The sequence below is a fragment of the Idiomarina sp. OT37-5b genome, from assembly GCF_002968395.1.
GTDB classification, from domain to species: domain Bacteria; phylum Pseudomonadota; class Gammaproteobacteria; order Enterobacterales; family Alteromonadaceae; genus Idiomarina; species Idiomarina aquatica.
The window spans coordinates 1,785,847-1,811,969 of the sequence record NZ_CP027188.1 but is presented as its reverse complement, the minus strand read 5'-3'; the positions used below and the strand labels follow the sequence as shown (position 1 = coordinate 1,811,969).

Annotated in this window: 18 protein-coding genes and 2 tRNA genes; 15 read left to right on the top strand and 5 right to left on the bottom strand. The window is 51.7% G+C overall.

Going from position 1 to position 26,123, the window contains the following annotated elements:
- Window positions 1-68 precede the first annotated feature (68 nt).
- Together C5610_RS08455 and rmuC are read left to right on the top strand one after the other, a co-directional pair.
- Entirely contained in the window at window positions 69-1,592 is a 1,524-nt protein-coding gene (locus C5610_RS08455; RefSeq protein ID WP_105306786.1) for a fumarate hydratase, read from the top strand.
- Window positions 1,593-1,595: 3 nt separating this feature from the next.
- Window positions 1,596-2,918 carry a DNA recombination protein RmuC gene (rmuC, locus tag C5610_RS08450; protein ID WP_262339822.1) on the top strand — a complete coding sequence of 441 codons (1,323 nt, stop codon included), beginning with the start codon at window positions 1,596-1,598 and terminating at the stop codon, window positions 2,916-2,918.
- A 409-nt stretch (window positions 2,919-3,327) separates the two neighbouring features.
- Here rmuC and cysZ read toward each other — a convergent pair whose 3' ends face one another.
- The gene (cysZ, locus tag C5610_RS08445) at window positions 3,328-4,068 is read right to left on the bottom strand and encodes a sulfate transporter CysZ (RefSeq protein ID WP_105306785.1); all 741 of its coding nucleotides are present in this window, start codon (window positions 4,066-4,068) and stop codon (window positions 3,328-3,330) included.
- Window positions 4,069-4,183: 115 nt separating this feature from the next.
- On the opposite strand from cysZ, the gene smc reads away from it, so the two are divergent.
- The 3 genes from smc to ligA are packed head-to-tail and all read left to right on the top strand — an operon-like array spanning window position 4,184 to window position 10,671.
- Window positions 4,184-7,651, top strand: a complete 3,468-nt coding sequence (smc, locus tag C5610_RS08440) for a chromosome segregation protein SMC (RefSeq protein ID WP_105306784.1) — start codon at window positions 4,184-4,186, stop codon at window positions 7,649-7,651.
- A gap of 25 nt (window positions 7,652-7,676) precedes the next feature.
- The gene (gene zipA, locus C5610_RS08435) at window positions 7,677-8,618 is read left to right on the top strand and encodes a cell division protein ZipA (RefSeq protein WP_105306783.1); all 942 of its coding nucleotides are present in this window, start codon (window positions 7,677-7,679) and stop codon (window positions 8,616-8,618) included.
- A 28-nt stretch (window positions 8,619-8,646) separates the two neighbouring features.
- A complete protein-coding gene (ligA, locus tag C5610_RS08430) occupies window positions 8,647-10,671 on the top strand; it encodes an NAD-dependent DNA ligase LigA (protein ID WP_105306782.1) in 2,025 nt (674 codons plus the stop codon).
- A 38-nt stretch (window positions 10,672-10,709) separates the two neighbouring features.
- Here ligA and C5610_RS08425 read toward each other — a convergent pair whose 3' ends face one another.
- The 3 genes from C5610_RS08425 to gloB are packed head-to-tail and all read right to left on the bottom strand — an operon-like array spanning window position 10,710 to window position 13,689.
- Window positions 10,710-11,219, bottom strand: coding sequence for a hypothetical protein (locus C5610_RS08425; protein WP_262339821.1), 510 nt, complete (start codon window positions 11,217-11,219; stop codon window positions 10,710-10,712).
- A gap of 10 nt (window positions 11,220-11,229) precedes the next feature.
- A complete protein-coding gene (locus tag C5610_RS08420) occupies window positions 11,230-12,879 on the bottom strand; it encodes a LysM peptidoglycan-binding domain-containing protein (RefSeq protein ID WP_105306781.1) in 1,650 nt (549 codons plus the stop codon).
- 48 nt (window positions 12,880-12,927) lie between these two features.
- Window positions 12,928-13,689: a hydroxyacylglutathione hydrolase gene (gloB, locus tag C5610_RS08415; protein WP_105306780.1), complete on the bottom strand. Its 762-nt coding sequence runs from the start codon at window positions 13,687-13,689 to the stop codon at window positions 12,928-12,930.
- A gap of 61 nt (window positions 13,690-13,750) precedes the next feature.
- On the opposite strand from gloB, the gene C5610_RS08410 reads away from it, so the two are divergent.
- Window positions 13,751-14,545: a class I SAM-dependent methyltransferase gene (locus C5610_RS08410; RefSeq protein WP_105306779.1), complete on the top strand. Its 795-nt coding sequence runs from the start codon at window positions 13,751-13,753 to the stop codon at window positions 14,543-14,545.
- Window positions 14,538-14,930 (top strand): rhodanese-like domain-containing protein, encoded by a 393-nt coding sequence (locus tag C5610_RS08405; protein ID WP_105306778.1) that lies wholly within the window; start codon window positions 14,538-14,540, stop codon window positions 14,928-14,930. The genes C5610_RS08410 and C5610_RS08405 overlap by 8 nt, the downstream gene beginning before the upstream one ends.
- 10 nt (window positions 14,931-14,940) lie before the next feature.
- On the opposite strand, the gene rnhA is transcribed toward C5610_RS08405, so the two are convergent.
- Window positions 14,941-15,420 (bottom strand): ribonuclease HI, encoded by a 480-nt coding sequence (rnhA, locus tag C5610_RS08400; RefSeq protein ID WP_105306777.1) that lies wholly within the window; start codon window positions 15,418-15,420, stop codon window positions 14,941-14,943.
- A gap of 52 nt (window positions 15,421-15,472) precedes the next feature.
- On the opposite strand from rnhA, the gene dnaQ reads away from it, so the two are divergent.
- From dnaQ to accA, 8 genes are all read left to right on the top strand, one after another.
- The gene (gene dnaQ, locus C5610_RS08395) at window positions 15,473-16,183 is read left to right on the top strand and encodes a DNA polymerase III subunit epsilon (RefSeq protein WP_105306776.1); all 711 of its coding nucleotides are present in this window, start codon (window positions 15,473-15,475) and stop codon (window positions 16,181-16,183) included.
- Window positions 16,168-17,478, top strand: coding sequence for a TIGR03503 family protein (locus C5610_RS08390; RefSeq protein ID WP_105307760.1), 1,311 nt, complete (start codon window positions 16,168-16,170; stop codon window positions 17,476-17,478). The genes dnaQ and C5610_RS08390 overlap by 16 nt, the downstream gene beginning before the upstream one ends.
- Window positions 17,479-17,616: 138 nt before the next feature.
- Window positions 17,617-17,693, top strand: a tRNA-Asp gene (locus C5610_RS08385).
- Window positions 17,694-17,737: 44 nt separating this feature from the next.
- Window positions 17,738-17,814 (top strand) — tRNA-Asp (locus C5610_RS08380).
- Between the two features lie 165 nt (window positions 17,815-17,979).
- Window positions 17,980-20,166 (top strand): M3 family metallopeptidase, encoded by a 2,187-nt coding sequence (locus C5610_RS08375; RefSeq protein WP_105306775.1) that lies wholly within the window; start codon window positions 17,980-17,982, stop codon window positions 20,164-20,166.
- Window positions 20,167-20,286: 120 nt separating this feature from the next.
- Window positions 20,287-21,579: an NAD(P)/FAD-dependent oxidoreductase gene (locus tag C5610_RS08370; RefSeq protein ID WP_105306774.1), complete on the top strand. Its 1,293-nt coding sequence runs from the start codon at window positions 20,287-20,289 to the stop codon at window positions 21,577-21,579.
- A gap of 75 nt (window positions 21,580-21,654) precedes the next feature.
- Window positions 21,655-25,134 (top strand): DNA polymerase III subunit alpha, encoded by a 3,480-nt coding sequence (gene dnaE / locus C5610_RS08365; RefSeq protein WP_105306773.1) that lies wholly within the window; start codon window positions 21,655-21,657, stop codon window positions 25,132-25,134.
- Window positions 25,135-25,149: 15 nt separating this feature from the next.
- The gene (gene accA, locus C5610_RS08360) at window positions 25,150-26,106 is read left to right on the top strand and encodes an acetyl-CoA carboxylase carboxyl transferase subunit alpha (RefSeq protein ID WP_105306772.1); all 957 of its coding nucleotides are present in this window, start codon (window positions 25,150-25,152) and stop codon (window positions 26,104-26,106) included.
- The last annotated feature ends 17 nt before the right edge of the window (window positions 26,107-26,123 follow it).

The window sequence follows — 26,123 nt, the reverse complement described above, 5'->3', positions numbered from 1 at the left end:
AAAACGCTATTATGCGGGCTGTTATTAAGGATTTACGTTTGCATGCCCAAACCATGAGGTGTTGTTGGATGGCTACTATTCGTCAAAGCGACTTTATTGAAAGCATCGCAGATGCGTTGCAATACATTTCTTACTACCACCCGTTGGACTTCATTCAAGCATTAGATGAAGCCTATCAACGCGAGCAAAGCGAAGCCGCGAAGAACGCGATCGCGCAAGTACTGACAAACTCACGGATGTCGGCGCAAGGGCATCGTCCGATTTGTCAGGATACCGGTATCGTCACCTGTTTTGTCAAAGTAGGTATGGGCGTGCAATGGGACAAGACCGACATGACCGTGCAGGAAATGGTTGATGAAGGTACTCGCCGCGCTTACACCAATCCGGATAACCCACTGCGGGCGTCGATTGTGGCTGATCCTGCCGGCGCGCGTAAGAACACCGGTGACAACACGCCGGCTGTTGTGCATCTCGATATGGTCGCCGGTGACAAGGTTGAAGTGATGATTGCCGCCAAAGGCGGTGGTTCAGAAAACAAGTCGAAAATGGTGATGCTGAACCCCAGTGATTCAATCGCCGACTGGGTGGTTGAAACGTTGCCGAAAATGGGGGCTGGCTGGTGTCCGCCGGGTATGCTGGGTATTGGCATTGGCGGTACCGCCGAGAAATCAGCGGTACTGGCGAAAGAGTCGTTAATGGATCCGGTTGATATCCATGAACTGATTGAGCGTGGCCCGCAAACGGCCGAAGAAGAACTGCGCCTGGAGATTTTTAACCGGGTGAACGATCTGGGCATCGGTGCTCAGGGTTTGGGTGGATTGACGACGGTGCTGGATGTAAAAATTAAATCCTTGCCAACTCACGCCGCCTCGAAACCGGTCACCTTGATTCCGAACTGCGCGGCGACCCGGCATGTTCACTTTACTCTGGACGGTTCAGGGGTTGCCGATTTAACACCGCCGAAGTTGGAAGACTGGCCGGATGTTACCTTTGAGCTCGGTGACGATGCGCGTCGCGTTAACCTTGATGAAGTGACGAAAGAAGACATCCAGGACTGGAAAATGGGCGAAACCGTGCTGCTGTCCGGTAAATTACTGACCGGTCGCGACGCGGCGCATAAGCGCATTAAGGACATGATTGAGAAAGGCGAAGCGTTGCCGGTTGATTTTAATAATCGCTTTATTTATTACGTCGGCCCGGTTGACCCGGTGGGTGACGAAGTCGTTGGCCCGGCAGGCCCGACGACCTCAACGCGGATGGATAAATTCACCGACTTAATGTTAGAAAAAGCCGGTATCATTGGCATGATCGGCAAGGCTGAGCGTGGGCCGCAAGCCGTTGAAAGCATTCGTCAGCATAAAGCCGTTTATTTGATGGCCGTAGGTGGTGCCGCTTACCTGGTGGCGAAGGCGATTAAGCAAGCAAAAGTGGTTGCGTTCGAGGATCTGGGTATGGAAGCCATCTACGAATTTGAGGTGGAAGATATGCCGGTAACGGTCGCCGTAGATAGTGAGGGGAACAATGCCCACACGGAAGGACCGGCCATCTGGAAAGTGAAAATTGCTGATATGCGTGATAAAGCGGGAGCTTAATCAGTGGCAGCGTTTCTGACACAAGAGGGTATCACCGCCTGGGTGATACCCTTATTTTTTGTGCTGCTGGTGGTGCTACTGACGGCGGTCGTGGTGTGGATGTCACGCAACCAGAACCGGCGTCTGCAACAGCAGTTGCAGCAAACACAAGCGCACAATAACGAACTGAGAGAACGGGCTCAGTATGCAGAAGCGCAGTTACAGACGTTGCGCGCCACGGCGATGCAGGAGCGCCGTAACGCCGATGAAAAATTGCGCTTATTACAGGCATCCGAAGAGCGTTTGTCGCAACAGTTTGAGAATTTGGCCAATAAAATTTTTGAACAAAAATCGCAGGGCTTGCAACAGCAGAATCAGCAAACGCTAAGCGCTACGCTGGAACCCTTCAAGCAACAGTTAGAATCGTTCAAGCGGCAGGTGCAACAGCAATACAGCGACGAAACCAAAGAACGCAGTGCATTGCGCAGCGAGTTAATGAGTCTGCGTGAACTCAACCGACAAATGGCGCATGAAGCCGAAGCCCTGACCCGCGCGTTAAAAGGTGACACCAAACAACAGGGCAACTGGGGCGAGTTGGTGCTGGAACGGATTCTGGAACAGTCGGGATTGCGCGAAGGGCATGAGTATCAAACCCAGAGTCATCATCGCGATGAAGACGGTAAGTCCTTCAAACCCGACGTAATCGTGCATTTGCCAAACCAAAAAGACGTGGTCATTGACTCCAAAGTCAGTTTGTCGGCCTATGAACGTTACTTTAACAGTGATGATGAGGCGGAAAAAGAGCGCTTGCTGCAAGAGCATGTGCAGTCGTTAAAACAGCACATCAAGCAGCTTGGTAAGAAAAACTATCAGCAACTGGAAGGCTTACGGACGCTCGACTATGTGCTGATGTTTGTGCCGGTCGAGCCGGCCTTCTTATTAGCCGTGGATCGTGAACCCGAGTTGATAAAACTGGCACTGGAACAGCAAATCATGCTGGTGAGTCCGACTAACCTGTTGGTTGCACTGCGCACCGTCCACAACATCTGGCAGTATGAATACCAAAATCGTAACGCCGAGAAGATAGCCATTGATGCGGGCAAGCTGTACGACAAGTTTGTCGGCTTTATTGAGGATTTGGAAAAAGTCGGTAGCAGTCTCCAGACATTGGATAACCGCTACCAGGAAGCAATGAAAAAGCTCTCCAGCGGCCGCGGTAACCTGGTCAGCAGAATCGAGAAATTCCGTGAGATGGGGGTGCAGACGAGTAAACGGATTGCCAATGAATGGCTCGATGACGACGACTCAGACGCGGATTCCAAATCGGTGCCACACGACCGCAAATAAAACGTTGCTCGTTAATCAGTACCATGCACAACTTGTGCTCAACCGGCCGGCTTTGGCCGTCAATGGTATGGGAGTTGAGCTTTAGCGTCAGTTGCAGACGATTGTCATCGTTGGCAAAACAAAGCGCTGCAAAGGCCTGTTTCAATTGTTGTTGAGACTCGGGGCCATGGCAGTTGAACCAACGCAACGGCGGGCACAGCCGCTGTTGATTGGGTAGGTTATAGAAAGCTTGCAGGGCATTACTGAGCAGCAATACCCCATGTTGTGGCTGATACAAATAAACGTAAGGGCTCGTCTGGCGCGCATCCATATCGCTGTCCTTCCTGATCTAACAAAACCAAACTGTTGGTTGTTTCAGTTTAAAAACAGCGCCGCAAAATACCAGTGACCGCTGACTGACGTCGATGTACTACTGTAGCGCTTTGGCGCGGTAGTGATCGACCCACAATGATGTGGCAGCAGCGATGGCCAGTGGCATGACGATAAGATTGATCAGCGGAATCATGGTAAGCACCGTAATACCTAAGCCAAAACTCAAGGACTTACCTTTTTGCGCGCGTAACTCGAAGCGCATACGGGTAAACGGCAGTTTATGATTGTCGAATGGGTAATCGAGATATTGAATCGCCATCATCCAGCAAACCCAGACAAACCAAATAACCTGTCCGATAACGGGGATAAGCAGAGAGAGCAGGAAAAAGCCGAGGGCGCGTGGAATAAAATACGCCATTTTCTGAAATTCACGGCCAAGGGTGCGCGGAATATCTTTGATTAGGCCGGCAATGCCATCGTCGGCGATGCGTTGTCCACTCTCGTACTGTTCGACCTTCTCGGCCAGTAAACCATTGAAAGGCGCAGCAATTAAATTGGTCAGCGAGGTAAACAGAAAATAAAACATGCCAATAATAAAAATCACCAGCAACGGATAAATCAGATACTCCACCCATTGGAAATAACCCGGTAGCCATTCCATTAACTGGGTTGTCCACTGTTGTGTGGTCACCGTGAGCCAGTAGATAGCCGCACTAAACAGCAGTAAATTAACCAGGATCGGAATGATCACAAAGCGCTTTAAGCCTTTGCTTTGGATTAATTGCAGGCCACGTGCTAAATAGGCGAAACCGTTGTCACTGTAGATGGTCGTGCGCATGCTAACATCGTCCTTTTGACTAGCGTATCTGAGTACCTTTAATGCTAAGATAGTAGCGCGAGCAGGCAGTGGATGCATCCTTGAAATTGTTACAAAACACGATATAACAACAATAATGCGGCTAAAACATATAAAACTGGTTGGCTTTAAATCCTTTGTCGACCCTACAAAAGTTCCGTTTCCCGATCAAATGACGTGTGTCGTTGGCCCGAATGGCTGTGGCAAATCGAACGTCATTGATGCGGTGCGTTGGGTGCTGGGTGAGAGTTCTGCCAAAAATTTGCGCGGTGACGCCATGACCGATGTCATTTTTAATGGCTCAACGGCGCGCAAACCGGTTTCTCAAGCCAGTGTTGAACTTGTGTTTGATAACGAAAGTGGGCGCATCCAGGGCGAATATGCGGCGTTTAAAGAAATTTCAGTAAAACGTCAGGTAACCCGTGACGGGCAGTCGAATTATTTTCTCAATAACAGTAAGTGCCGCCGCCGGGACATTACCGATCTGTTTTTAGGGACGGGGCTTGGCCCGCGCAGCTACGCGATCATCGAACAGGGGATGATTTCCCGTCTGATTGAATCAAAACCACAAGAACTGCGGGTATTTATTGAAGAAGCCGCGGGGATTTCGAAATACAAAGAACGGCGCCGCGAGACCGAGAACCGAATTGCGCATACCCGTGATAACCTCGAGCGCATCAGTGACGTGCGCGAGGAACTCGGTCAACAGTTGGAAAAACTGCAACGTCAGGCTGCGGCGGCAAAACGTTATAAAGACCTGAAGGCGGAAGAGCGCCAGTTAAAAGGCGAGCTGTATGCGTTGCGCTGGTTAAAGCTTGAACAGAAACGTCAGCAATTACAGAGCGAGTTGGAGCAGCAACGTACCGAACGGGAACGTTGGCAGGCCGAGCAGACCGGTGATGAACGCGGTGTGATAGAACGGCGTGAACAGGCGGAACAACTGAAGCAGCAGGTTGATGACAAACAACAGGCGTTGTTTAATTTATCCAACCAAATCACTCGGCTGGAGCAAGGACTTCAGCATCAACAACAGTTGCAACAGCAACGTCAGCAACGGCAACAACAACTGCAGCAGGAATTGCAGCAACAGCAACAACAGAACCAGGAAGATCAGCAGCATCAACAACAACTGCAGCAGCAATACGCAGAGCTCGAGCCGCGTACAGAACAGCTCGAAGAGCAACTGCTGTTGCTTGAGGAGCAATTGCAGGAGGCTGACGAACAGTGGCAGCAATTTCAACAGCAACAACGCCAGCATCAACAACAGCAGCAGCAATTGCAACATCAGCAGCAACAGCTGCAGTTGCAGCAGCAACGGGTTGAGCAGCAACTGGAATATCTGCAGCAGCAACGTCAGCAACTGGCACAACGAGACGACCAAAGTAACTGCGAGCAGGCGCAAGCTGAGCTGGAACAGCAACAGCAACGCCTGACTGAGTTAACCGAACAACTGGAACAGGCAACCGCGCAATTGCAGCAACGTGAACAGCAAATCACGGAACTGCAGCAAGGATTACAGCGACATCAACAGCAGTTGACGGAATATCAGCGCAGCGAGCAGCAGGCCAGTGCCCGTTATGAGGCGTTACAGCAACTGTTGCAACGCCGGCAGTCGCACCTGAGTGAAGCGGCGCGGCAGTGGTTGCAGCAACACAGCGCGCGGCCCTTGCGTGAGGTGCTGGAGGTCGAGCCGCGTTGGCGAGGTGCCATCGAATCCTTGGTCAAGCCTTGGCTGGAGAGCTTCTGGGTTGACGCCGAGCCGTCGCAGCGGGTGCCTGAGGGGGTCAGTCTGTTGTGGCCGGCAAGCACGGTGAATGCGCCGCAGCAGCCGGCAAATTCAGCCGCTCGTGTGGTGAGTGGTGTTACCCGGAAATGGCCACTGCTGTCGCTGTGTCTGCTGGTAGAGGATATCGGCGAAGCACAGCAACAACTGCAACAAAACCCTCAAGCTCTGCTGGCGCTAACGGTAACGGGGCAATGGTGTACTCGTTATTCACTGACAACGGAAGCCGTGGATGAAGAAGACAGTGTGCTGGCCACCCAACATGAAACACAACAACTTGCCGCGCAGATACAGCGCTTGCAACAGCAACTGACGCAGCAACAGCAGACCTGTGCCGACCATCAGCAGCGATTGACGCAGGCACAGAGCGAGCTGCAGGCGGAGCAGCAAAGGGTGCAGCAGTTGCGCACCGATGTCGCAACCGGCGAACAACAACGTCACTACGCTGAGCGACAATACCAGCAGTATCAGGCGCAACAACAACAGGCGCAGCAGCAGGCAGAAGAGTTGATGGAGCAACAATTGCAGGCGCAGGAGCAACAGCAGCAACTGCAGCAACAGGCGGAACAGCTTGAGCACCAGTTGTCACAACTACCTGCGCAGGATAACGCCGCCGGCGCTGAGCTGGAACAGCGACTGCGTCAGTTACAGCAACAGCATCAGCAGTTGGGCAGCAAACAGCAACAGTTGCAGCTGGAAAGGCAACACCTGAACAGTCAGTTACAGCAACAAGAAAAGCTTCAGCAGCGTCATCAGCAGCGTCAGCAGGCACTGCTTGATGAACTTGAACAATTGGCGGCAGCGCAAAACGATGTGAATGACGAACAGGTGCAACGTGAGCAACTGCAGCAATTGCTGGAACAACGGGAAGTCGCCAGCGAGGCCTTGTTGGAGCAGCGGGAGCGTTTGGCAACGGTCGAGCACGAACTGCATGAACTGAGTCAGGGAAGCTCGGTGTTACGCGAAAAAATCCATCAGATTGAACAGCGTATGCAAAACACCGAAATCGAATTGGCGAAGTTACAGGAACGAACACAAACGGTTCTGGAGGCGCTGGCAGAGACCAAAATGAGTCTTAAAACCCTGCTCCAGGAACTCAGTGATGAGGCGGACGAAACGCGCTGGCAACAGCAACTGGATAAGGTACAAAATCAGATCAAACGGCTGGGTGCGATTAACCTGGCGGCGATTGACGAAGCGGAAACGCAAAAACAACGTAAAGACTATCTGGATCAGCAATACCATGACTTATCCTCAGCGCTGGAAACACTGGAAGACGCGATTCGCAAAATTGACAAAGAAACCCGGCAGCGTTTTAAAACCACGTTTGAGGCGATCAACAATGACCTGCAGGTGTTGTTTCCGAAAGTTTTTGGTGGCGGCAGTGCACAGCTTGAGCTCACCGATGATGATTTACTGGAAACCGGGGTTACTATCATGGCGCGCCCACCGGGCAAGAAAAACAGTACAATTCATCTGTTAAGTGGTGGAGAAAAGGCGCTAACCGCTTTATCATTAGTTTTTGCGATTTTCCGGTTGAATCCGGCGCCGTTTTGCTTACTGGACGAAGTGGACGCGCCGCTCGATGACGCTAATGTCGGGCGTTTTTGCCGATTGGTCAGTGAAATGTCCGAAACGGTTCAGTTTATCTACATCAGCCATAATAAAGTTGCTATGGAGATGGCTTCGCATCTGGCCGGTGTTACCATGCAGGAGGCCGGTGTATCGCGCCTTGTAGCCGTGGATGTCGAACAAGCCGTCGCGATGACGGAAGGCGAATAACTATAACAAAAGGGTTGGCAACTGAATGAGCAATCTACAGATAACCTTAAGTATCGTCGGTGTATTACTGATCGTCGCCATCATTGGTCACGGCCTCTGGACGATGCGCCGGAACAGTCAGCAAATGACCCGGCAGGCGCGTAAAGTCGCGGCCAAACGTCAGCAACGGGAAAGCACAGAGGATAACGGCTTTGATGATGACGGCGTGGGCTCGGTTAAGGTGATTGATAGAGCCAAAGCCAATGACCCGGTTGAACAGATGTCAATGAACCTTGATATCGATGATGATGACACGCCATTACCGTCAATGCGGGTAAATGACGATGACGTCGAACCCGCCGCGGAGGAAGCATTTAAGCTCGAGCCTGAATCAGTGCCGGAGTCACAAACCGATGAGCCGCCGCAGACTTCGGTAAAGGCTTCCCGTGAGGCCACAGCATCGGCGAAACCTGAAGATAACGTCGATTCCGACACGCCGTCACAACCGGAATCGGTTTCAACGCAGCAGGACAAAGCGCCGGTGGCCAAAGCTATGGAAAAACCACAGCCGGCACAGGAAGTGATTTCGTTATTTGTAAAAGGCTCGGTGCAAGGTGCCGTGCTGTTGCAGATGATGACTGAGCTCGGTTGCAAGTTTGGCGAAATGGGGATTTTCCACCGCTATGAACAGACGTCGGGTAATGGGCCGCTGATCTTCAGCGTGGCAAACATGTATAACCCGGGTACGTTCGACCTCGACAACATTGAGAACTTTGAAACCGACGGAGTGGCGTTGTTTATGAGCCTGCCACTGGATTATGACGGCCAGCAGGCGTTCAATATGATGTTGAATGCGGCGAAAAAATTGGCGATGGAAATTCCGCAGGGGCAAGTGCTGGATGGCCAACGTCAGGTGCTGTCTCGACAGTCGATTCAACGCGCTCATCACACCATTCGCGAGTTTGAGAAAGCGCAGGCCGGTGCCTAGCCTAACCCTTTAATTGAGTTGTATTACTATGTCTGAAAAGTCGTCCGTTAAACAGCGCATCGACACCCTAACAGAGCTGCTAAGCCGATATAACCGAGAGTATTACGAGTTGGATGAACCCTCCGTTCCCGACAGTGAATACGATGCGTTATTTCGCGAGCTGCAGCAACTGGAAAAAAACCATCCCGAATTGGCAACAGCCAATTCACCCACCCAGAAGGTGGGCAGCAAGCCGCTGGACAAATTCGACACCATTGAGCATGAAGTGCCCATGTTGTCGCTGGATAACGCATTTTCTGAAGAAGAATTCGAAGCCTTTGCGGAGCGTGTCGCGCAACGCCTGGATCGTGACCAACCGATCACCTTTTGCTGTGAACCCAAGTTGGACGGCTTAGCCGTCAGTATTCTGTACGAAGAGGGTGAATTGGTACAAGCAGCAACCCGGGGGGACGGGTACCGTGGAGAAAACATCACCGCCAACGTCAAGACCATCCGTAACGTGCCGTTAAGTTTAGCCGCCGGCGCGCCAAAACGTCTGGAAGTACGTGGCGAAGTGTTTATGCCGGTGGCCGCTTTTAATCAATTTAATGACAAGGCGCGGGCTCGCGGTGATAAAGTCTTTGCCAATCCGCGTAATGCGGCCGCAGGCAGTCTGCGTCAGTTGGATTCACGCATAACCGCCAAACGACCGTTGCACTTTTACGCTTACAGCCTTGGTGTTATCGATGAGCAGGCGGAGCAACAGTTACCGGGCAGTCACTATCAGCGCTTACAACAGTTAGCGGCCTGGGGGCTGCCGGTGAATGAAGAGGTTAAAACCGCCGCAACCGTGGCTGAATGTGAGGCGTTTTACGAGGACATTCTGCAACGACGTGAGCAACTGAGGTACGAAATCGACGGCATTGTTTATAAAGTCGATGCCATCGCCCTGCAGAACGACCTCGGTTTTGTGGCGCGAGCGCCGCGCTGGGCTATTGCTCGAAAATTTCCGGCTCAGGAACAGTTAACCAAAATCATTGGTGTCGATTTTCAGGTTGGCCGTACCGGTGCGATTACGCCAGTCGCGCGGTTACAGCCGGTCACGGTCGGCGGCGTTACGGTCTCCAACGCAACGCTGCATAACGCCGATGAGATTGAGCGTCTGGGGGTGCGCATCGGTGATGTGGTGAGCATTCGACGCGCTGGTGATGTGATTCCGCAGGTGGTCAGTGTGATTACTGATCAACGGCCGGAAAATACTGAAGCCATTGAATTTCCCAGCCGTTGCCCGGTATGTGATTCAGAAATCGAACGAGTGGCGGATGAAGCGGTCGCGCGTTGCAGCGGTGGACTGATTTGTGCGGCGCAACGCAAAGAAGCCATTAAGCATTTTGCCAGCCGCAAAGCCATGGACATTGATGGCTTGGGCGACAAAATCGTCGAGCAACTGATCGAGCGGGACTGGGTGAAGTCGCCGGCAGATTTGTACCGTCTTACCGAACCGATGCTGGCGTCATTGCCACGTATGGGGCAGAAGTCAGCGAAAAATCTGGTTAATGCCATTGCCAGAACGCGCGAAACAACCCTGGCTAAATTCATTTACGCGCTGGGTATTCGGGAAGTCGGGGAGGCTACAGCAGCGTCTCTGGCGGCTCATTTCCAGGCGTTTGATAAAGTCGCCGAGGCGTCGATAGAGGCCTTACAGGAAGTTGATGACATCGGTGAAGTAGTGGCGCACCACATTCATACCTTTTTTGCCGAACCGCACAATCAGCAAGTGGTCAGTGAATTGCGCGGGTTTATTGCATGGCCGGAAGGCGAGGCAATTGCGAGCAAAGATGATCGCTTAGCAGGTAATACCTACGTGTTGACCGGTACCTTAGCGTCGATGACGCGTGATGAAGCGAAGCAGGCACTGGAAGCGCTTGGCGCTAAAGTCACGGGTTCGGTGTCGAAGAAAACCACGGCGGTCATTGCCGGCGAGAGTGCCGGTTCAAAACTGACAAAAGCCGAACAGCTTGGTGTTGCGGTACTGTCAGAGGATGACTTGCAGGCATTACTGGCCGGCGATTAAGCGAACGCCGCCGGTTAACGGCGGCGTTTCACACTGAATCAACGACGAGAACTTAAGTCGCGAATAAGACCGACCCCGTCAATATCTTTGATACCGTCATCGGAGAAAACAAATTTCAACGAAGGGTGCGTGGTATCAATCAGGTAACTCATGTCATCGACATGCACAACCAGATGCTTGTAGGGTTCGTCTTCGTCAAATGCTTTACGTGGTTTTATTGCCAGGTAATGACCGCCCAGGTTTAATTCAAAGGATTCAAAGAAACCGTCGGCAAATTCGGCAATATAGATAAGGCCTTCTTTATTGATGATGACATTCAGAATGTAATTCGGCGGCATTTCCTCGGTGCGCAGGTTGGCTTCACCGGCGCTGAAAATAAAGCTGTCAAAGTTCTTCTGATAGGCAAAGCCAAAGGATAAATCCTCTGCACGGCCACTGGGATAAATGACCTTGCCTGAGCCCGGAGCATCCCATTCCTGAGCACTCACAGACTGACTGGCAATAACGCCAAACAGCATGACACACGACATCAACAGTTTTCTCATCATGATCGCTTCCCTAACCACTAACGTTTGTCACATCAACTTTTAATGTGAGCCGTTGCCCTGGCTGCAAATAACGGCTACGGTTAATGTTGTTCCATTGTTCAATATCACGAATACTGACATTAAACTTATCCGCAATGCGAGCCAGTGAGTCACCATTTCGTACCTGATAGGTGATGGTTCTTATTAAACCAGCAGCACGCTCAGATGACGAGCTATTTTTTGACCAAATGACGAGTTTTTGTCCCGGCCGTAAAAAATCACCCGGTGCCATGCCGTTCCACTTTGCCAGCTCGCGCGTGCCGACATCGTACATACGGCTGATGTCCCACAACGTGTCGCCGGCCTGAACAACATATTCGGTCTTACTGCCGTCGCGTTGACGATCCTGAGTCGCCAGTAAGCGTTGTCCCTGAGACAGGGTATAATCACTCAGTTCATTACTGGCCACCGGGATCAGCAAAAACTCACCGGCACGGATGATGTGGCTACTGATGTCATTAACTTGTTGAATCACTTCCACAGAGGTGTGGTATTGCTTTGCGATGGTTAACAAACTCTCGCCGGAACGAACCTGGTGACGCTGCCAGCTTAACCATTGTTTCGGGTCTGAGTTGGCGATGGCCTGTTCAAATTGTTGGGCATTTTGTTGTGGCAACAGTAACCGGTGCGGGCCGCTGGGGGCGGTGGACCAGCGATTATAAGCCGAATTATAGGTGTGCAACAGTTCTAAGGGCATACCGGCCATATCCGCCGCCTTTGCCAAATCGATTTGCGCAGGTAGCTCAACGACTTCCAGTTGTGGCTGGTTTTCGATGGGGTACCAGACAATACCGTATTTTTCACTGTTGGCAAGAATGTCAGAGAGCGCAAGAAGTTTGGGGACATAAGCGCGGGTTTCACGGGGTAAATCGAGCGACCAGAAATCGGTTGGTTTACCGGCCCGTTGATTTTTTCGAATGGCGCGACCAACACGCCCCTGACCTGAATTGTAGGCGGCCAGCGCATGCATCCAGTTGCCGTCAAAGTAATCGTAAAGATCTTCCAGGTAATCCAGAGCCGCGTGTGTCGCCGCGTAAACATCGCGGCGACCATCGTACCACCAGTTGATGTCTAAGCCATAATGACGGGCGGTGCCCGGGATAAATTGCCATACGCCGGACGCGCTGCCATGGCTGTACGCGAACGGATCAAATGCGCTCTCAACAATCGGCAACAACACCAGATCCATTGGCAGTTGGCGTTTTTCAATTTCTTCAACAATCAGATGCAGAAATGGCTCAGCGCGTTTACCGACACGTTCTAAATAGTCCGGATGGCTCAGGTACCAGTTACGTTGTGCTTGCAAGCGCGGATTTTCCGGCGCCTTGAACTGCAACTGCTGGCGAATGCGTTGCCACAGATCTTGTTCCGGCACAGTCGCCGCCTGAGCGGTTGCCTGATCTTTCAAATAGCCGGTGCCCAGCGCCAGCTCAGGGACTGCTTGCAACGACAGCGGCTGCTCTTGCTGCACCTCCGGTTCGCGACTTGGCTCGGCAGTGGCTTGTTCACTGTTCACGCGTTGTTCGTCTAAAAACCAAGTTTCCGGAGCAGTGCTTTGGCAGCCAGCCAAAAAAAGTGCGGAAAACGAGGCTACAGCAACAGGGACAATCGTCAACTTCATGCAGTTATTATTCTCTGGTTATTTTTAAAACGATTCGAGTTTAATGAATTATGCGTTGTCTTTCCACTGTCGAATGGTGGCGAAAACCTCGGCGTCACCATTCAATGATTGGCCGGCATGTTCTTCCGCCGCGGCAATCACGGCGGTTTGGTCGAAACGTAAAAAAGGGTTAATCGCCAGCTCCAATTGCATTGAGCTGGGTAAGGTCACTTGCTGTTGCTGTCGCATCAGCTTTATTTTTTCCAGGTAGCTGTGCAGTACCGCGTTATTCGGTTCAACCAGTTTGGCAAACGTCAGGTTCGCCTGGGTGTACTCATGAGCGCAGAAAACTCGAGTGTCGCCCGGCAATCGCCGTAACTTTTTCAGCGACTCGACATACATTTCCGGGTTGCCCTCAAACATTCTCCCACAACCACCGGAAAACAGGGTATCACCACAAAACAAAAAGCCGTGATGATGGAAACTGATATGATCCAGGGTATGACCCGGGGTAGCCAGTACGTCAAAGGTCTTGCCCAGCCGTTGTACCTGCTCGCCTTCACTGAGCGGGTGGTCAATGGCTTTAATGCGCGAGTCCCGCGGGCCAAATACCGGTGCCGGAAAACCGTCCAGTAATGGCTCCAGACCATCGGTGTGATCCCAATGGTGGTGGGTTATGAAATAGCTGTCAACACGGGCATCATGGCGCTTTAGCCAATCTTTGACCGGCTCCGCATCACCCGGATCAACCACGATAACGGTGTTGTCACTGCCGGGCTGAATTAACCAAATGTAATTATCATCGTACGCCTTAATCGGATGTACTCGCATATGGCCCTCATTAACGCTAGGATAAAGTTACTGGTATTAGCCTAACACAAAGGAGCCGCCGGTGTTGTTAAAGCCTGCTTATAGCCCATCGCGGTTGCCATCTCCGCGAAGCTGGAATGAGCTTGCCTGTGGCGAATACATTCGCGCGCAAACGCAGATGTTGCTGGATGACTATGGTCGACGTCTGCGGGCCGGAACCACCGTGGGCTTGGGCAATCTGGCTGAACAACTTCAGTATCAGGCTTTTAGTCTGAATAAGCCGTTTATTGTTGCACCACACATCCAGCGGGCGGGAATCCGCGCGCAACTCGAGCATTTACCGATTAAGAATGCGGTGGCGGATCAGGTTATCTTGCCCTTTGTACTTGAATTTTGCCGTGACCCCCATCAGATCTTAAGGGAAGTGAACCGAATATTAGCCGATGACGGGTATATTTTTTTGACCGGGTTCAACCCCTTTAGTCCGGCATTGTTGAGTGGCTGGCTACCCGGTCGGCGCAAAGGCTTTCCCTGGTCAGGACGCTACTTTTCGGCGTTGCGGGTTAAGGATTGGCTGTCGCTGTTGGGTTATGAAATTGTGCAACAGGATTATTATATTGGTCGCTTTTTAGTGAGTGATGCGGAGGTCGCTGAGCACAGCCAGAAAAACGTTTGGACTGAAACGCTGTGCCGCAAGCTACCGCTGTTGAACAGCGGCTATGCGATTTTAGCGCGTAAATGTGTTTACCTGCGGCGACCACGACTGCAACTGCGCGAGACGGCACGCTTGACCCGGCAGCCAGTAGCGGCGGCGCGGGTTAAAGCATTGGATATTCACTCGACATTAAACAGAGATAATGAGGTACTGCATGATTGATGCAATGAAACTTTGCCAAATGGCAAAAAATAACGTGAACGAAGTCACTACCGAGCAGTTACAACAAGCACTTCGTGATGGCGCCCGGATCATCGATGTACGTGAACCTGCGGAGTACGCTCAGGGCCACATTCGTGAAGCCGTTAATATGCCGCGTGGCGTATTAGAGATGCAGTTAAATCAGCACCCGGATGTTGCCGGCTATGACGATGCGTTGCAACGTATTGCCGACAAACCACTTTATCTTATCTGTAAAACCGGTGGACGCTCCGCACTGGCGGCAGAAAGTTTAGAGCGTATGGGGTTTGACAAGGTGTACAGCGTCAATGGCGGTATGAGCGCCTGGGCAGAAGAAAAACGCCCGGTGGTTGCCGGCGAAAGTTAACGACTAATGGTCACTCCGGATTGGGCTGATAGCCTTTATCCTCGTGAAGCTTTGAGCCGCTCGCCGCCGCGCGGGCGAGTTCATCGCAGCGTTCGTTCTGCGGATGCCCGGAGTGCCCCTTAACCCAATCCCAGTGAACGGTGTGGCGCTGCAGTTCGGTGTCAAGTTGTTGCCACAAATCCTGATTTTTCACCGGCTTTTTTGCGGCGGTACGCCAACCGTTACGCTTCCAGCCGGCCATCCACTTTTCGATACCTTGCTTAACATACTGGCTGTCGGTTGTAATGACCACATGACAGGCGCGTTTTAGGGCGCGCAGTCCTTCAATACAGGCCAGCATTTCCATGCGGTTGTTGGTGGTACAGGTAAACCCCGCGCTGAGTTCCTTGCTGTGTCCGTTGTATTCTAATACCACCCCGTAGCCACCCGGGCCGGGATTTCCCAGGCAGGATCCGTCAGTATACAAATGCACAGCGTTTGTGTTGGTCATAAATATTGCTACTATTAGCTCAAATTTGGTCAGAGTATATCAGGAAATAAGCATGCGTCAGGTGGTATTGGATACCGAAACAACCGGTATTAACCCCGCAGAGGGTCATCGAATTATCGAAATTGGTTGTGTTGAAGTGATTGACCGTAAGTTGACGGGCAACCACTATCACGTCTATATCAATCCGGAGCGCGTGGTTGAGCAAGAAGCCATCGAAGTGCACGGGATTACCAACGACTTTCTTGCCGACAAACCGGTTTTTGCGCAAATTGTTGATGATTTTCTGGCTTTTATTAAAGGCGCCCAGCTTGTTATTCATAATGCTCCCTTCGACGTCGGCCACATGGACGCTGAGTTTACCCGGTTACAGGCCGGTTATGGCAAAACCACCGACTACTGCACGGTACTCGATTCACTGCAATTAGCACGGGAGATGCGCCCCGGCCAACGCAATAGCCTTGACGCATTGTGTAAAGCCTATGAGGTCGATAACTCAGCACGGGAACTGCACGGCGCATTGCTTGACGCCGAGATCCTTGCCGATGTCTATCTGACCATGACCGGTGGTCAAACCGATTTGAATTTACACAACAGTCAACAGCGGGGCGCTGCGCATGGTCCTGGCGAAGTACAACATCAACCGGTAAAAAATCGACCAGCGCTTAAGGTTTTAGCAGCAACGGCCGATGAACTAGAACAACATCAGCAGCGCCTGGCGCGCGTAAAAGATGAGGGTGGTAAGTGTTTGTGGCTCGAGTCCTGACCATTATTATGTTGTGCTGGCTGCTTCCTGCGGGGCTGGTGCTGGCACAACAATCCGATGCAACAAACGATGGCATGGAGTTAATTGATAACTCGATGAATAACCTGTTGCCGATTGAGGGGCAGCGGTTTCGTATTGATGCCAATGTCGATGAAATCACCTTGTTATTCTTCCGCGAACCGGAAAGCGCGCCATTGATTCTGATCCGGCCCGACGGCAGCAAATGGTACGACAGCGATTACCCACTGGAACGTGTCACCTGGTATACCGACCCTAATTTTGACATGATCAAAATCGTCGATCCGGAACCTGGTCCCTGGCAGGTAGCGGGCCGCGTTGATGAAAAAAATAAAGCGGTTATTGTTTCTTCTATTCGCTTTGAGGCTGAGCCTTTACCACAGCAGTTGTTTGAAAACGAACAGTTGAAAGTGGAGGGGGTGTTATACAATGGCGATGAGCGAGTAAAAACCGCCCGTTTTCGTGAAACTGTGTTGCTGGATGTGCTGTTCGTCAGTAGCAACAATCCGGACTTTGATAACTTTGGCGTCGATCCTAAGCGTGTCACTGAATTTGAGGATAATGGGCAGGGCTACGATGAAGTCCCCGGGGATGGGGTGTTCACCGGGCGCTTTGCGTTAGATCTTGTCCCCGGCGAGTACATACCGAGTTACCAGCTTGAAACGCCGTTGTACGAGCGTTCGTTTGAGGATAGTCCTGTTATCGTAGAAGCGCAGCCAATCACATTTGAGTTTGAGCTCAGTGAAGAGCGTGGTGCGGATAACGTGTTAAAGGTTAAGGTGAACGATGCCTTAATTCGTCCGAAGAGCGTAGCCATTAACGGCATCATTAGTTACCCCAATGGCGAGGAGCGGCGATTTTCGGTAACGCAAATCGAAAAATTCCCGCATGCCGTGCCGTTGGATAACCTTGCTTATGGTAAGCACCGGGTTGAACTGTCGGTCTTTGCGACCTCGCAACAAGGACGAGAGATTGAGTTAGCACTGGATGATTTGAGTTTTATTTCGGTAGAGCCGGTTAAAAAGCTCAGCGCGGCCGAGCGAGCTGAACAGGCCCGACAGGAAGCCGAGCGTCAGGCAGCCATCGAACGTCAGCAACGCGAGGCTGAAGAGCGCCAATTGATGATTAATTTATTCATTGTGGTCATCATTAATGTTATTTTAATCGCCGCGGCCATTTTATGGGTTTGGTGGAAACGTCGGCAGCGCAACAATCGGGCGCAGGCAGGTGCTGAAAATAACGACAGTAATAAGGGCAAAACAGAAAAATCTGATTAAAAAAGCGGTAATCTGAGTAATATTCAGTCAAACGGTCATTTTGTTTAAAAATTTATGAAAAAAAGGGTTGACTGTTTTGCCCCTCGCTCGTAATATTCACGCCGCGTTGAGGGGAGAGCCTCAACAGCGGTTAAGTGTGGAGCGGTAGTTCAGTTGGTTAGAATGCCGGCCTGTCACGCCGGAGGTCGCGGGTTCGAGTCCCGTCCGCTCCGCCACCTTAACCTCGACCTTTACCCAAAGGTCACCACATCTCAGATGTGGAGCGGTAGTTCAGTTGGTTAGAATGCCGGCCTGTCACGCCGGAGGTCGCGGGTTCGAGTCCCGTCCGCTCCGCCATCTCAAAAAACACGCCTTCGAGCGTGTTTTTTTGTTTTTGTCCTCTGTATCTGCAACATCCATTTACCGTTTATTTGCGCTTTTCTGCCGTGCAGCTCTTGAGCCTGGCGCCATCCGCGACTAGAGTATTGGCGCACTTAATTATAATCCAGCGGGAGAATACCAATGCGTAAAACATTAGTTGCCGTTGCCATTGGCGCAGCTGTATCACTGAGCGCGTGTAGCGACAATGAGCAGCAAGCGACGGCCAATCAACAAACCGAACAACAAGCGGCCGAAGCAACTCAGCAGCCAGCAGAGCAGCAAAACCCATTTTTCACGGCGAGCACCTTGCAATACGAAGCGCCGGATTTCAATAAAATTAAGTTTGAACATTTTGCCCCAGCCTTCGAAAGAGGCATGGCAGAACACATGGCAGAAATTGAGGCCATTGCCAACAATTCCGAGCAGCCAACGTTCGAAAACACCATCGTCGCGATGGAAAAATCAGGCGCTATCCTCAATCGTGTGAGCTCAGTGTTCTATAACCTGTCGTCGTCGCACTCCAACGATGATATTCGTGCCTTGCAAGCTGAGCTGGCACCAAAAATGGCCGCCCACAGCGACAACATCAGTCTTAATGCGAATTTATTTGCACGGGTAAAAAGTTTGTATGAGCAGCGTGATGAGCTGAACCTGGATGCGGAAAGCCTGCGTCTGTTAGAAGAAACGTACAAAGATTTTGTTCGTTCGGGCGCGCAGTTGAATGAGCAGGAGAAAGCGCAAATTCGTGAAGTGAACGAACAGCTTTCCAGTCTGACCAATGAATTCCGTGACGGACTGATGTCACTGACTCAGGAAACCGTTGTCTTCGTTGAGGACAAAGCAGAGTTGGCAGGCCTTAGCGACAGCCAAATTCAAAGCCTGGCGAACGCCGCAAAGAGCCGGGACAAAGATGGCCAGTACGCGATTGTTTTGACCAACACCACACGCCAGTCGATTTTGGCTGATCTGGAAAATCGTGAATTGCGTCAGCGTATTTGGGAAGCGTCAGCTAACCGTGGTACCGGCAATACCGAAACCGATCAGAATCCATTAGTACAGCAACTGGTAAAATTGCGTGCTGAGAAAGCCAGCCTGCTTGGTTATGACAGCTGGGGCGACTATGTACTGGAAAGCAACATGGCCGGTAACCCTGAAGCCGCTAAAAAAATGTTGCGGGATCTGGTGCCGGCGGTGGTATCGAACGTAGAGCGTGAAGCGGCTGCGATTCAGGAAGCCATTGAAGCAGACGGCAAAGACTTTGAACTGAAGCCATGGGACTGGTTCTACTACGCAGAGAAAGTTCGTGCGGAGAAATACGCGTTAGATTCTGATGAAGTGAAAAAATACTTCGAGTTTAACCGTGTATTGGAAGACGGCGTATTCTATGCGATGGGTGAGCTGTTCGGTATCACCTTTAAAGAGCGCAGCGACATTCCGGTTTATCAGGAAGACGTAAAAGTCTACGAAGTGTTTGACGTAGACGGCAGCAGCCTTGGCCTGTTCTATGCTGATTACTTTGCTCGCGACAGCAAACGTGGCGGCGCCTGGATGAGCTCGTTCCGTTCGCAATCGGGGCTGATGAATCAGAAGCCGGTTATTTTGAACAACATGAACATCACCCGTGCACCAGAAGGTGAGCCAACGTTCCTGAGCTTTGATGAAGTATCGACCATGTTCCATGAAATGGGCCATGCTCTGCACGGTATGTTCTCGGACGTAAAATACCCGTCACTGGCAGGTACCGCAGTATCACGTGACTATGTTGAGTTCCCGTCGACCTTCCAGGAAGACTGGATGCTGAACGAGAAAGTGATCAATAACTTTGCTAAACATTATGAAACCGGCGAGCAGATTCCTCAGGAGCTGCTGGACAAAGTGCTGGCTGCCCGTAATTTCAACCAAGGTTTTGATACCCTTGAGTACGTTGCCGCCGCATTGCTTGACCTCGAATACCACACTATCGAGCCAGGCACTGAAATTGCTGATGTTCAGGCATTTGAGCAAGAAGCGCTGGAGCGTAATGGCGTTGCGGTTGAAGCCGTACCACCGCGTTATCGGTCAACCTACTTTGCGCACGTATTCGCGGGCGGCTACTCGGCAGGTTACTACGCTTATATGTGGAGTGAAGTACTGGCAGCTGATGCGTTCAAACACATGAACAATAATGGTGGTTTGACGCTGGAAAACGGCCAGGCATTCCGTAAAGAAATCCTGTCGCAGGGCAACAGCAAAGACCCTATGCAACAGTACATCGACTGGCGTGGTCAGGAACCAACCGTTGAAGCTCTGCTGGAGCGTCGCGGCTTAACTGACCCATCCATCGATTAAGTAAAAATGTCACCCTGTTGGTAAAACAGGGATGCGAAAAAAAGCCACTGGCGTTACTATCGTCAGTGGCTTTTTTATTGGCTGGTGTTAACGCAATCAAATTATCCTTAAGGAATCGCAATGGCGGAACGCATTGTTGTGGTAGGAGGTGGTGCCGGCGGCCTCGAGTTGGCAACCGAGTTGGGTCGTAAGCTCGGCAAAAAACGCCGCGCAGAAATCATTTTGATTGATCGCAACAGTACCCATGTCTGGAAGCCGTTGCTGCACGAGGTGGCCTCGGGCGCGCTCGACTCCAGACTGGCTGAACTCGATTATCGTGGACAGGGCGCCCGAACCGGCTTTCGGTTTCTGGTTGGCACACTGGAACACATTGATCGGAAAGAAAAAACGCTACAGTTGGCGGCGATCAAAGAAGATGGTGAAGAAGTCCTGGCAGCTCGTACCGTACACTACGATAAACTGGTTTTGTCGGTCGGCAGTGTGACCGCCGATTTTGGTGTAGAAGGCGTGCCCGAGCACTGTTTTTTCCTCGACTCGACGGCACAGGCTGATAAGTTTCATCACGAACTGCTGAACGAATTTCTGCGCGTTAACCAGGCGCTTGAAGACGGCGACGAACAAACATTGGATATCGCCATAGTGGGTGGTGGAGCCACCGGTGTGGAACTGGCGGCCGAGCTGGTGCATTCGGTGTCGCTATTGAATATCTATGGCCTCACTCACCTTGACCGTCAACACCTTAACGTGACGCTGGTTGAGGCGGGACCAAGGCTACTCCCGGCTTTACCGGAAGGACTTGCACACCGGGTACAACAAAAGCTGGAGTCATTGGGGATTACCGTAATTCTGGGCAATCCGGCGGTAAGAGCAAGTCGTGACGGCTTGCAACTGAAGGACGAGACACCGGTAGCGGCCAATTTGATGGTTTGGGCAGCGGGCATTCGGGCGCCGGAGTTTCTGTCGAAACTGGGGCTGGAAACGCGCAAGAATCATCAGTTATTGGTTAACGACTATTTACAGACAACGACGGACGATGCCGTTTATGCGATTGGCGATTGTGCGGCTTGTGCCATTGATGATGAGCGCTTTGTACCACCGCGGGCGCAGTCGGCTCATCAAATGGCAAAGCGCCTGGCGGCAAACTTTATTCGCGAAAACAAAGGTAAGTCTGCCAAGCCCTTTGTGTACAAAGATCGCGGTTCACTGGTGTCACTCAGTCGCTTCTCTGCGGTTGGAAACCTCATGCAAAGCAAGAGTTTGTCGATGTCGATTGAAGGCACGCTGGCACGCTACGCTTACGCCAGCCTTTATCGTATGCATCAGCGGGCGTTGCATGGTTGGTGGAAAATGCTGATGATCATTACAGTGGATAAACTCAACCATGCAGTGAAGCCGCGCCTCAAGTTGCACTGACGGCGGTGCGGTATCCTCGACGGCCGTTATGCTTTAAGGCACAATAGGCACTAACACAACAACCATAAAAATTTCATGACTGGCGATACCAACTTCGTTCATCTGCGCATTCACAGCGATTTCTCTATGATTGATGGCCTGACCAAAATCGGGCCGATCTGTCAGGGCGTGGCTGAGGCCGGCATGCCGGCGATGGCGTTGACCGATCAAATGAATTTCTGTGGGCTGGTTCAATATTATGGCGCGGCGCACAAACAGGGGCTTAAACCGATTGTGGGCTGTGATCTTTGGGTACAAAGTGACTACCCGCAAGGTGAAGTGTTCCGGTTGACAGCACTGGCGCTGAACAACACCGGCTATCAGCAATTGATCCAACTGGTTTCGAAAGCCTATTTACGTGGTCACGTCGGCGATAAACCGGTTATCGATAAAGACTGGTTGATTGAGCACAACGAAGGGGTGCTGTTGCTGTCCGGCGCCCGTGAAGGGGATGTCGGACGGGCGTTACTGAAGGGGCATTCGGAGGCGTTGCAACAGTGCCTGGCATTTTACCAGCGCTATTTTCCGGACCGTTACTACCTTGAGTTGATTCGTACCGGCCGCCCTGACGAAGAAGATTACCTGCATAAAGCCGTGGCCGTAGCCGGTGAATACCAGTTACCGGTGGTTGCGACCAACGAAGTGGTGTTTTTAAAAGAGGAAAACTTTGAGGCCCACGAAATTCGTGTTGCCATTCATGATGGCTACCAACTGGGTGATAAACGGCGGCCGAAAAAATACTCGGCACAACAGTATTTGCGCTCGGCAGAAGAGATGCAGGCGTTGTTCGCGGATTTGCCCGAAGCGTTACAAAACACCGTAGAAATCGCTAAGCGCTGTAACGTCACCATTCGCCTGGGCGAGTATTTCCTGCCGGAATTCCCGACCGGCGACCTCAGTACCGAAGACTTTCTGGTTAAAGTGTCACAAGAAGGTCTGGAAGAGCGTCTGGCGTTTTTATTTCCTGACCCGGACGAGCGGGCACGGCGACGTCCGGAATACGACGAGCGTCTCCAGACTGAGTTGAACGTTATCAACCAAATGGGGTTCCCGGGTTACTTCCTAATCGTTATGGAATTTATCCAGTGGAGTAAGGATAATGGCATTCCGGTAGGGCCCGGACGTGGTTCCGGTGCTGGTTCACTGGTCGCTTATGCGTTAAAAATTACCGATCTGGACCCGTTGGAATTTGACCTGCTGTTCGAACGTTTTCTAAACCCTGAACGGGTATCGATGCCCGACTTTGACGTCGACTTTTGTATGGATCGTCGTGATGAAGTCATCGATCACGTGGCCGACTTGTACGGCCGTGATGCGGTATCGCAGATCATTACGTTCGGTACCATGGCGGCGAAGGCATCGATTCGCGATGTCGGGCGAGTGCTGGGTCACCCCTATGGTTTTGTTGACGGGATTTCCAAATTGGTGCCCGGCGACCCCGGTATGACCCTGGCAAAAGCCTTCCAGCAAGTGCCTGAACTGGGTGAGCGCTACGATCAGGACGAGGAAGTCAAAGAGCTGATCGATTTTGCGCGGATCCTGGAAGGCGTCACCCGTAACGCCGGCAAGCATGCTGGTGGGGTAGTCATCTCGCCCACCACCATTACTGATTTTGCGGCGTTGTATTGCGACGATGAAGGCAAAAACCCGGTCACTCAGTTTGATAAAAACGACGTTGAGTCCGCGGGTCTGGTGAAATTTGACTTTCTTGGCTTGCGAACCCTGACCATCATTCAGTGGGCGCTGGACATGGTCAATGCCCGACATCAACGTGACGGCAAGCCGCTGGTTGATATCAATGCGATACCGCTGGATGACCCGCAATGCTTTAAGATTTTAAAGCGAGCTGAAACGACCGCGGTATTCCAGTTGGAATCCGCGGGCATGAAAAAATTGATTTTACGCCTGTTGCCGGACAGCTTTGAAGACATCATCGCCCTGGTGGCGCTGTTTCGACCGGGACCACTGGAATCGGGCATGGTGGACAACTTTATCGACCGTAAGCATGGCCGTGAAGAAGTTTCCTATCCCGACGCCACCTATCAGCACGACTGCCTGAAACCGATATTGGAGCCGACCTACGGGGTTATTTTGTATCAGGAACAGGTGATGCAGGTCGCGCAGGTGATGGCCGGTTACTCATTGGGGGCGGCCGACCTATTGCGGCGCGCAATGGGTAAGAAAAAACCCGAGGAAATGGCCAAACAGCGGGATATCTTCCGTGAGGGCGCGGCGAAAAATAACATCGACCCAGAACTGGCGATGAAAATCTTCGACCTGGTGGAAAAGTTCGCCGGGTATGGTTTTAATAAATCGCACTCGGCCGCCTACGCGTTGGTTTCTTATCAGACGCTGTGGATGAAAACCCATTATCCGGCGGAGTTTATGGCGGCGGTTATGTCCGCGGATATGGACAATACCGATAAGATTGTGACACTGGCGGACGAATGCGAGCGCATGGGGCTGAAGCTGTTGCCGCCGGATGTCAATAAAGGTCAGTATAAATTCACCGTCGATGAACAGGGACGCGTGGTTTATGGCATTGGCGCCATAAAAGGCGTAGGTGAAGGCCCGATTGAAGCGATCATTGAGGCGCGTGAGCAGGGTGGTGCTTTTACTGATCTATTTGATTTTTGCTGTCGGGTCGATTTAAAACGCCTGAATAAACGGGTGATGGAGCGACTGATCCGCGGCGGAGCCATGGATAACCTCGGGCCTCATCGGGCAACCTTAATGGCCTCGTTGGAAAAGGCCATGCGTCAGGCGGAACAGCATCATAAGGCTGAGAGTATTGGCCAGAGCGATATGTTTGGCGTGTTAACCACCGAACCTGAGGCCGTTGAGCACGAATTTGTTAACGTTAAACCCTGGCCGGAAGCGGTTTGGCTGGAAGGCGAGCGGGAAACTCTGGGGCTGTATCTGACCGGCCACCCGATCAATCGTTTTCGCAAGGAATTACGGCATTACGTTGCCGGCTTCTTATCGGAAGTGAACGAAACGCGCAAAAATGAGCTGGTTGCTATCGCTGGCCTGGTCATTGATGTGCGGGTCATTGTCAACAAGCGTGGACAGCGCTTCGCGGTAGTAACATTAGACGATAAAAGCGCGCGCATGGATGTAATGCTTTATAGTAACGAGTACGATAGTTTCCAACATTTACTCGAAAAAGACAGAATTTTGTGGGCAAAAGGGGAGGTACGATTTGATAACTTCTCCGGTGGTAATAGAATGATAGCCCGTGAAGTGATGAGTATTGATCAGGCGCGGGAGAGTTTCCTGCGTCATATCGCCATTACCGTGACCAGTGAACAGTTAAAAAATGGCATGGCCGCCAAGTTGCAAAATGAATTGCAACCCTATGCGCAAGGAACTTGCCCGTTACTGATTCATTTTAAGGGCGACAAGGCGAATGCGACGTTACGAGCCGGGCCTCAATGGTATGTGCGCCCGGCTGACGAATTAATACACCATTTAAGAGAGCTGCTGGGTGAGCAGTGGGTCTCGTTAGAATTTTAAAGGAATTGGTAGCGAATGAGCCTGAACTTTTTGGATTTTGAACAACCCATTGCCGAGCTGGAAGCGCAGATCGAAGAACTAAAAAGTGTCGGCGAGCGTGGGGCATTGGATATTAATATCGAAGAGGAAATCCAACGTCTGACAAATAAAAGCCGTGAGCTGACGGAAAAGATTTTCTCAGAGCTTGGCGCCTGGCAGGTCGCTCAGCTAGCACGCCATCCGCTGCGTCCCTATACACTGGATTATATCCCGCGTATTTTTACCGAGTTTGATGAGCTGGCAGGGGATCGTACTTACGCCAATGATGAAGCCATCGTTGGTGGTATTGCGCGGTTAAACGATGAACCCGTCATGGTTATCGGGCAACAGAAAGGCCGCGAAACTAAAGATAAAATACGCCGCAATTTTGGCATGCCAAAGCCGGAAGGGTATCGCAAAGCGTTACGTCTGATGGAAACGGCCGAACGTTTTAAAATGCCCATTGTAACCTTCATTGATACGCCGGGTGCCTATCCGGGGATTGGCGCCGAAGAACGCGGGCAGAGTGAGGCCATTGCCCGCAACCTCAAAGTGATGTCGCGTCTTGGCGTGCCCATCGTTTGTACAGTGATTGGCGAGGGCGGCTCAGGCGGTGCTCTGGCCATTGGTGTCGGTGACAAAGTCAATATGCTGCAATACAGCACCTATTCGGTGATTTCACCTGAAGGCTGTGCGTCGATTCTTTGGAAGAGCGCCAGCAAAGCGCCGTTAGCAGCCGAAGCGATGGGCGTTACCGCGCAACGCAGTAAACAATTGGGGCTTATTGATACCGTTATTGCTGAGCCGCTTGGCGGCGCACACCGCGATATGGACGCAATGGCACAGTCCCTGAAGGAACGTCTGGTCACTGACCTGAATGACCTGCGTGGCTTGGAGCGCAGCGAATTACTCGATCGCCGCTATCAGAAACTTATGTCGTTTGGCTACTGCTAGTACCGAACGTTGGCGAC

What these genes read in the sequence shown, in the direction of transcription:
- gloB (WP_105306780.1), bottom strand. Translation starts at nt 13,689, where the DNA reads ATGCGAGTACATCCGATTAAGGCGTACGATGATAATTACATTTGGTTA.
- C5610_RS08405 (WP_105306778.1), top strand. Translation starts at nt 14,538, where the DNA reads ATGATTGATGCAATGAAACTTTGCCAAATGGCAAAAAATAACGTGAAC.
- C5610_RS08455 (WP_105306786.1), top strand. Translation starts at nt 69, where the DNA reads ATGGCTACTATTCGTCAAAGCGACTTTATTGAAAGCATCGCAGATGCG.
- C5610_RS08420 (WP_105306781.1), bottom strand. Translation starts at nt 12,879, where the DNA reads ATGAAGTTGACGATTGTCCCTGTTGCTGTAGCCTCGTTTTCCGCACTT.
- cysZ (WP_105306785.1), bottom strand. Translation starts at nt 4,068, where the DNA reads ATGCGCACGACCATCTACAGTGACAACGGTTTCGCCTATTTAGCACGT.
- C5610_RS08425 (WP_262339821.1), bottom strand. Translation starts at nt 11,219, where the DNA reads ATGATGAGAAAACTGTTGATGTCGTGTGTCATGCTGTTTGGCGTTATT.
- dnaQ (WP_105306776.1), top strand. Translation starts at nt 15,473, where the DNA reads ATGCGTCAGGTGGTATTGGATACCGAAACAACCGGTATTAACCCCGCA.
- C5610_RS08375 (WP_105306775.1), top strand. Translation starts at nt 17,980, where the DNA reads ATGCGTAAAACATTAGTTGCCGTTGCCATTGGCGCAGCTGTATCACTG.
- accA (WP_105306772.1), top strand. Translation starts at nt 25,150, where the DNA reads ATGAGCCTGAACTTTTTGGATTTTGAACAACCCATTGCCGAGCTGGAA.
- dnaE (WP_105306773.1), top strand. Translation starts at nt 21,655, where the DNA reads ATGACTGGCGATACCAACTTCGTTCATCTGCGCATTCACAGCGATTTC.
- ligA (WP_105306782.1), top strand. Translation starts at nt 8,647, where the DNA reads ATGTCTGAAAAGTCGTCCGTTAAACAGCGCATCGACACCCTAACAGAG.
- smc (WP_105306784.1), top strand. Translation starts at nt 4,184, where the DNA reads ATGCGGCTAAAACATATAAAACTGGTTGGCTTTAAATCCTTTGTCGAC.
- zipA (WP_105306783.1), top strand. Translation starts at nt 7,677, where the DNA reads ATGAGCAATCTACAGATAACCTTAAGTATCGTCGGTGTATTACTGATC.
- rnhA (WP_105306777.1), bottom strand. Translation starts at nt 15,420, where the DNA reads ATGACCAACACAAACGCTGTGCATTTGTATACTGACGGATCCTGCCTG.
- C5610_RS08370 (WP_105306774.1), top strand. Translation starts at nt 20,287, where the DNA reads ATGGCGGAACGCATTGTTGTGGTAGGAGGTGGTGCCGGCGGCCTCGAG.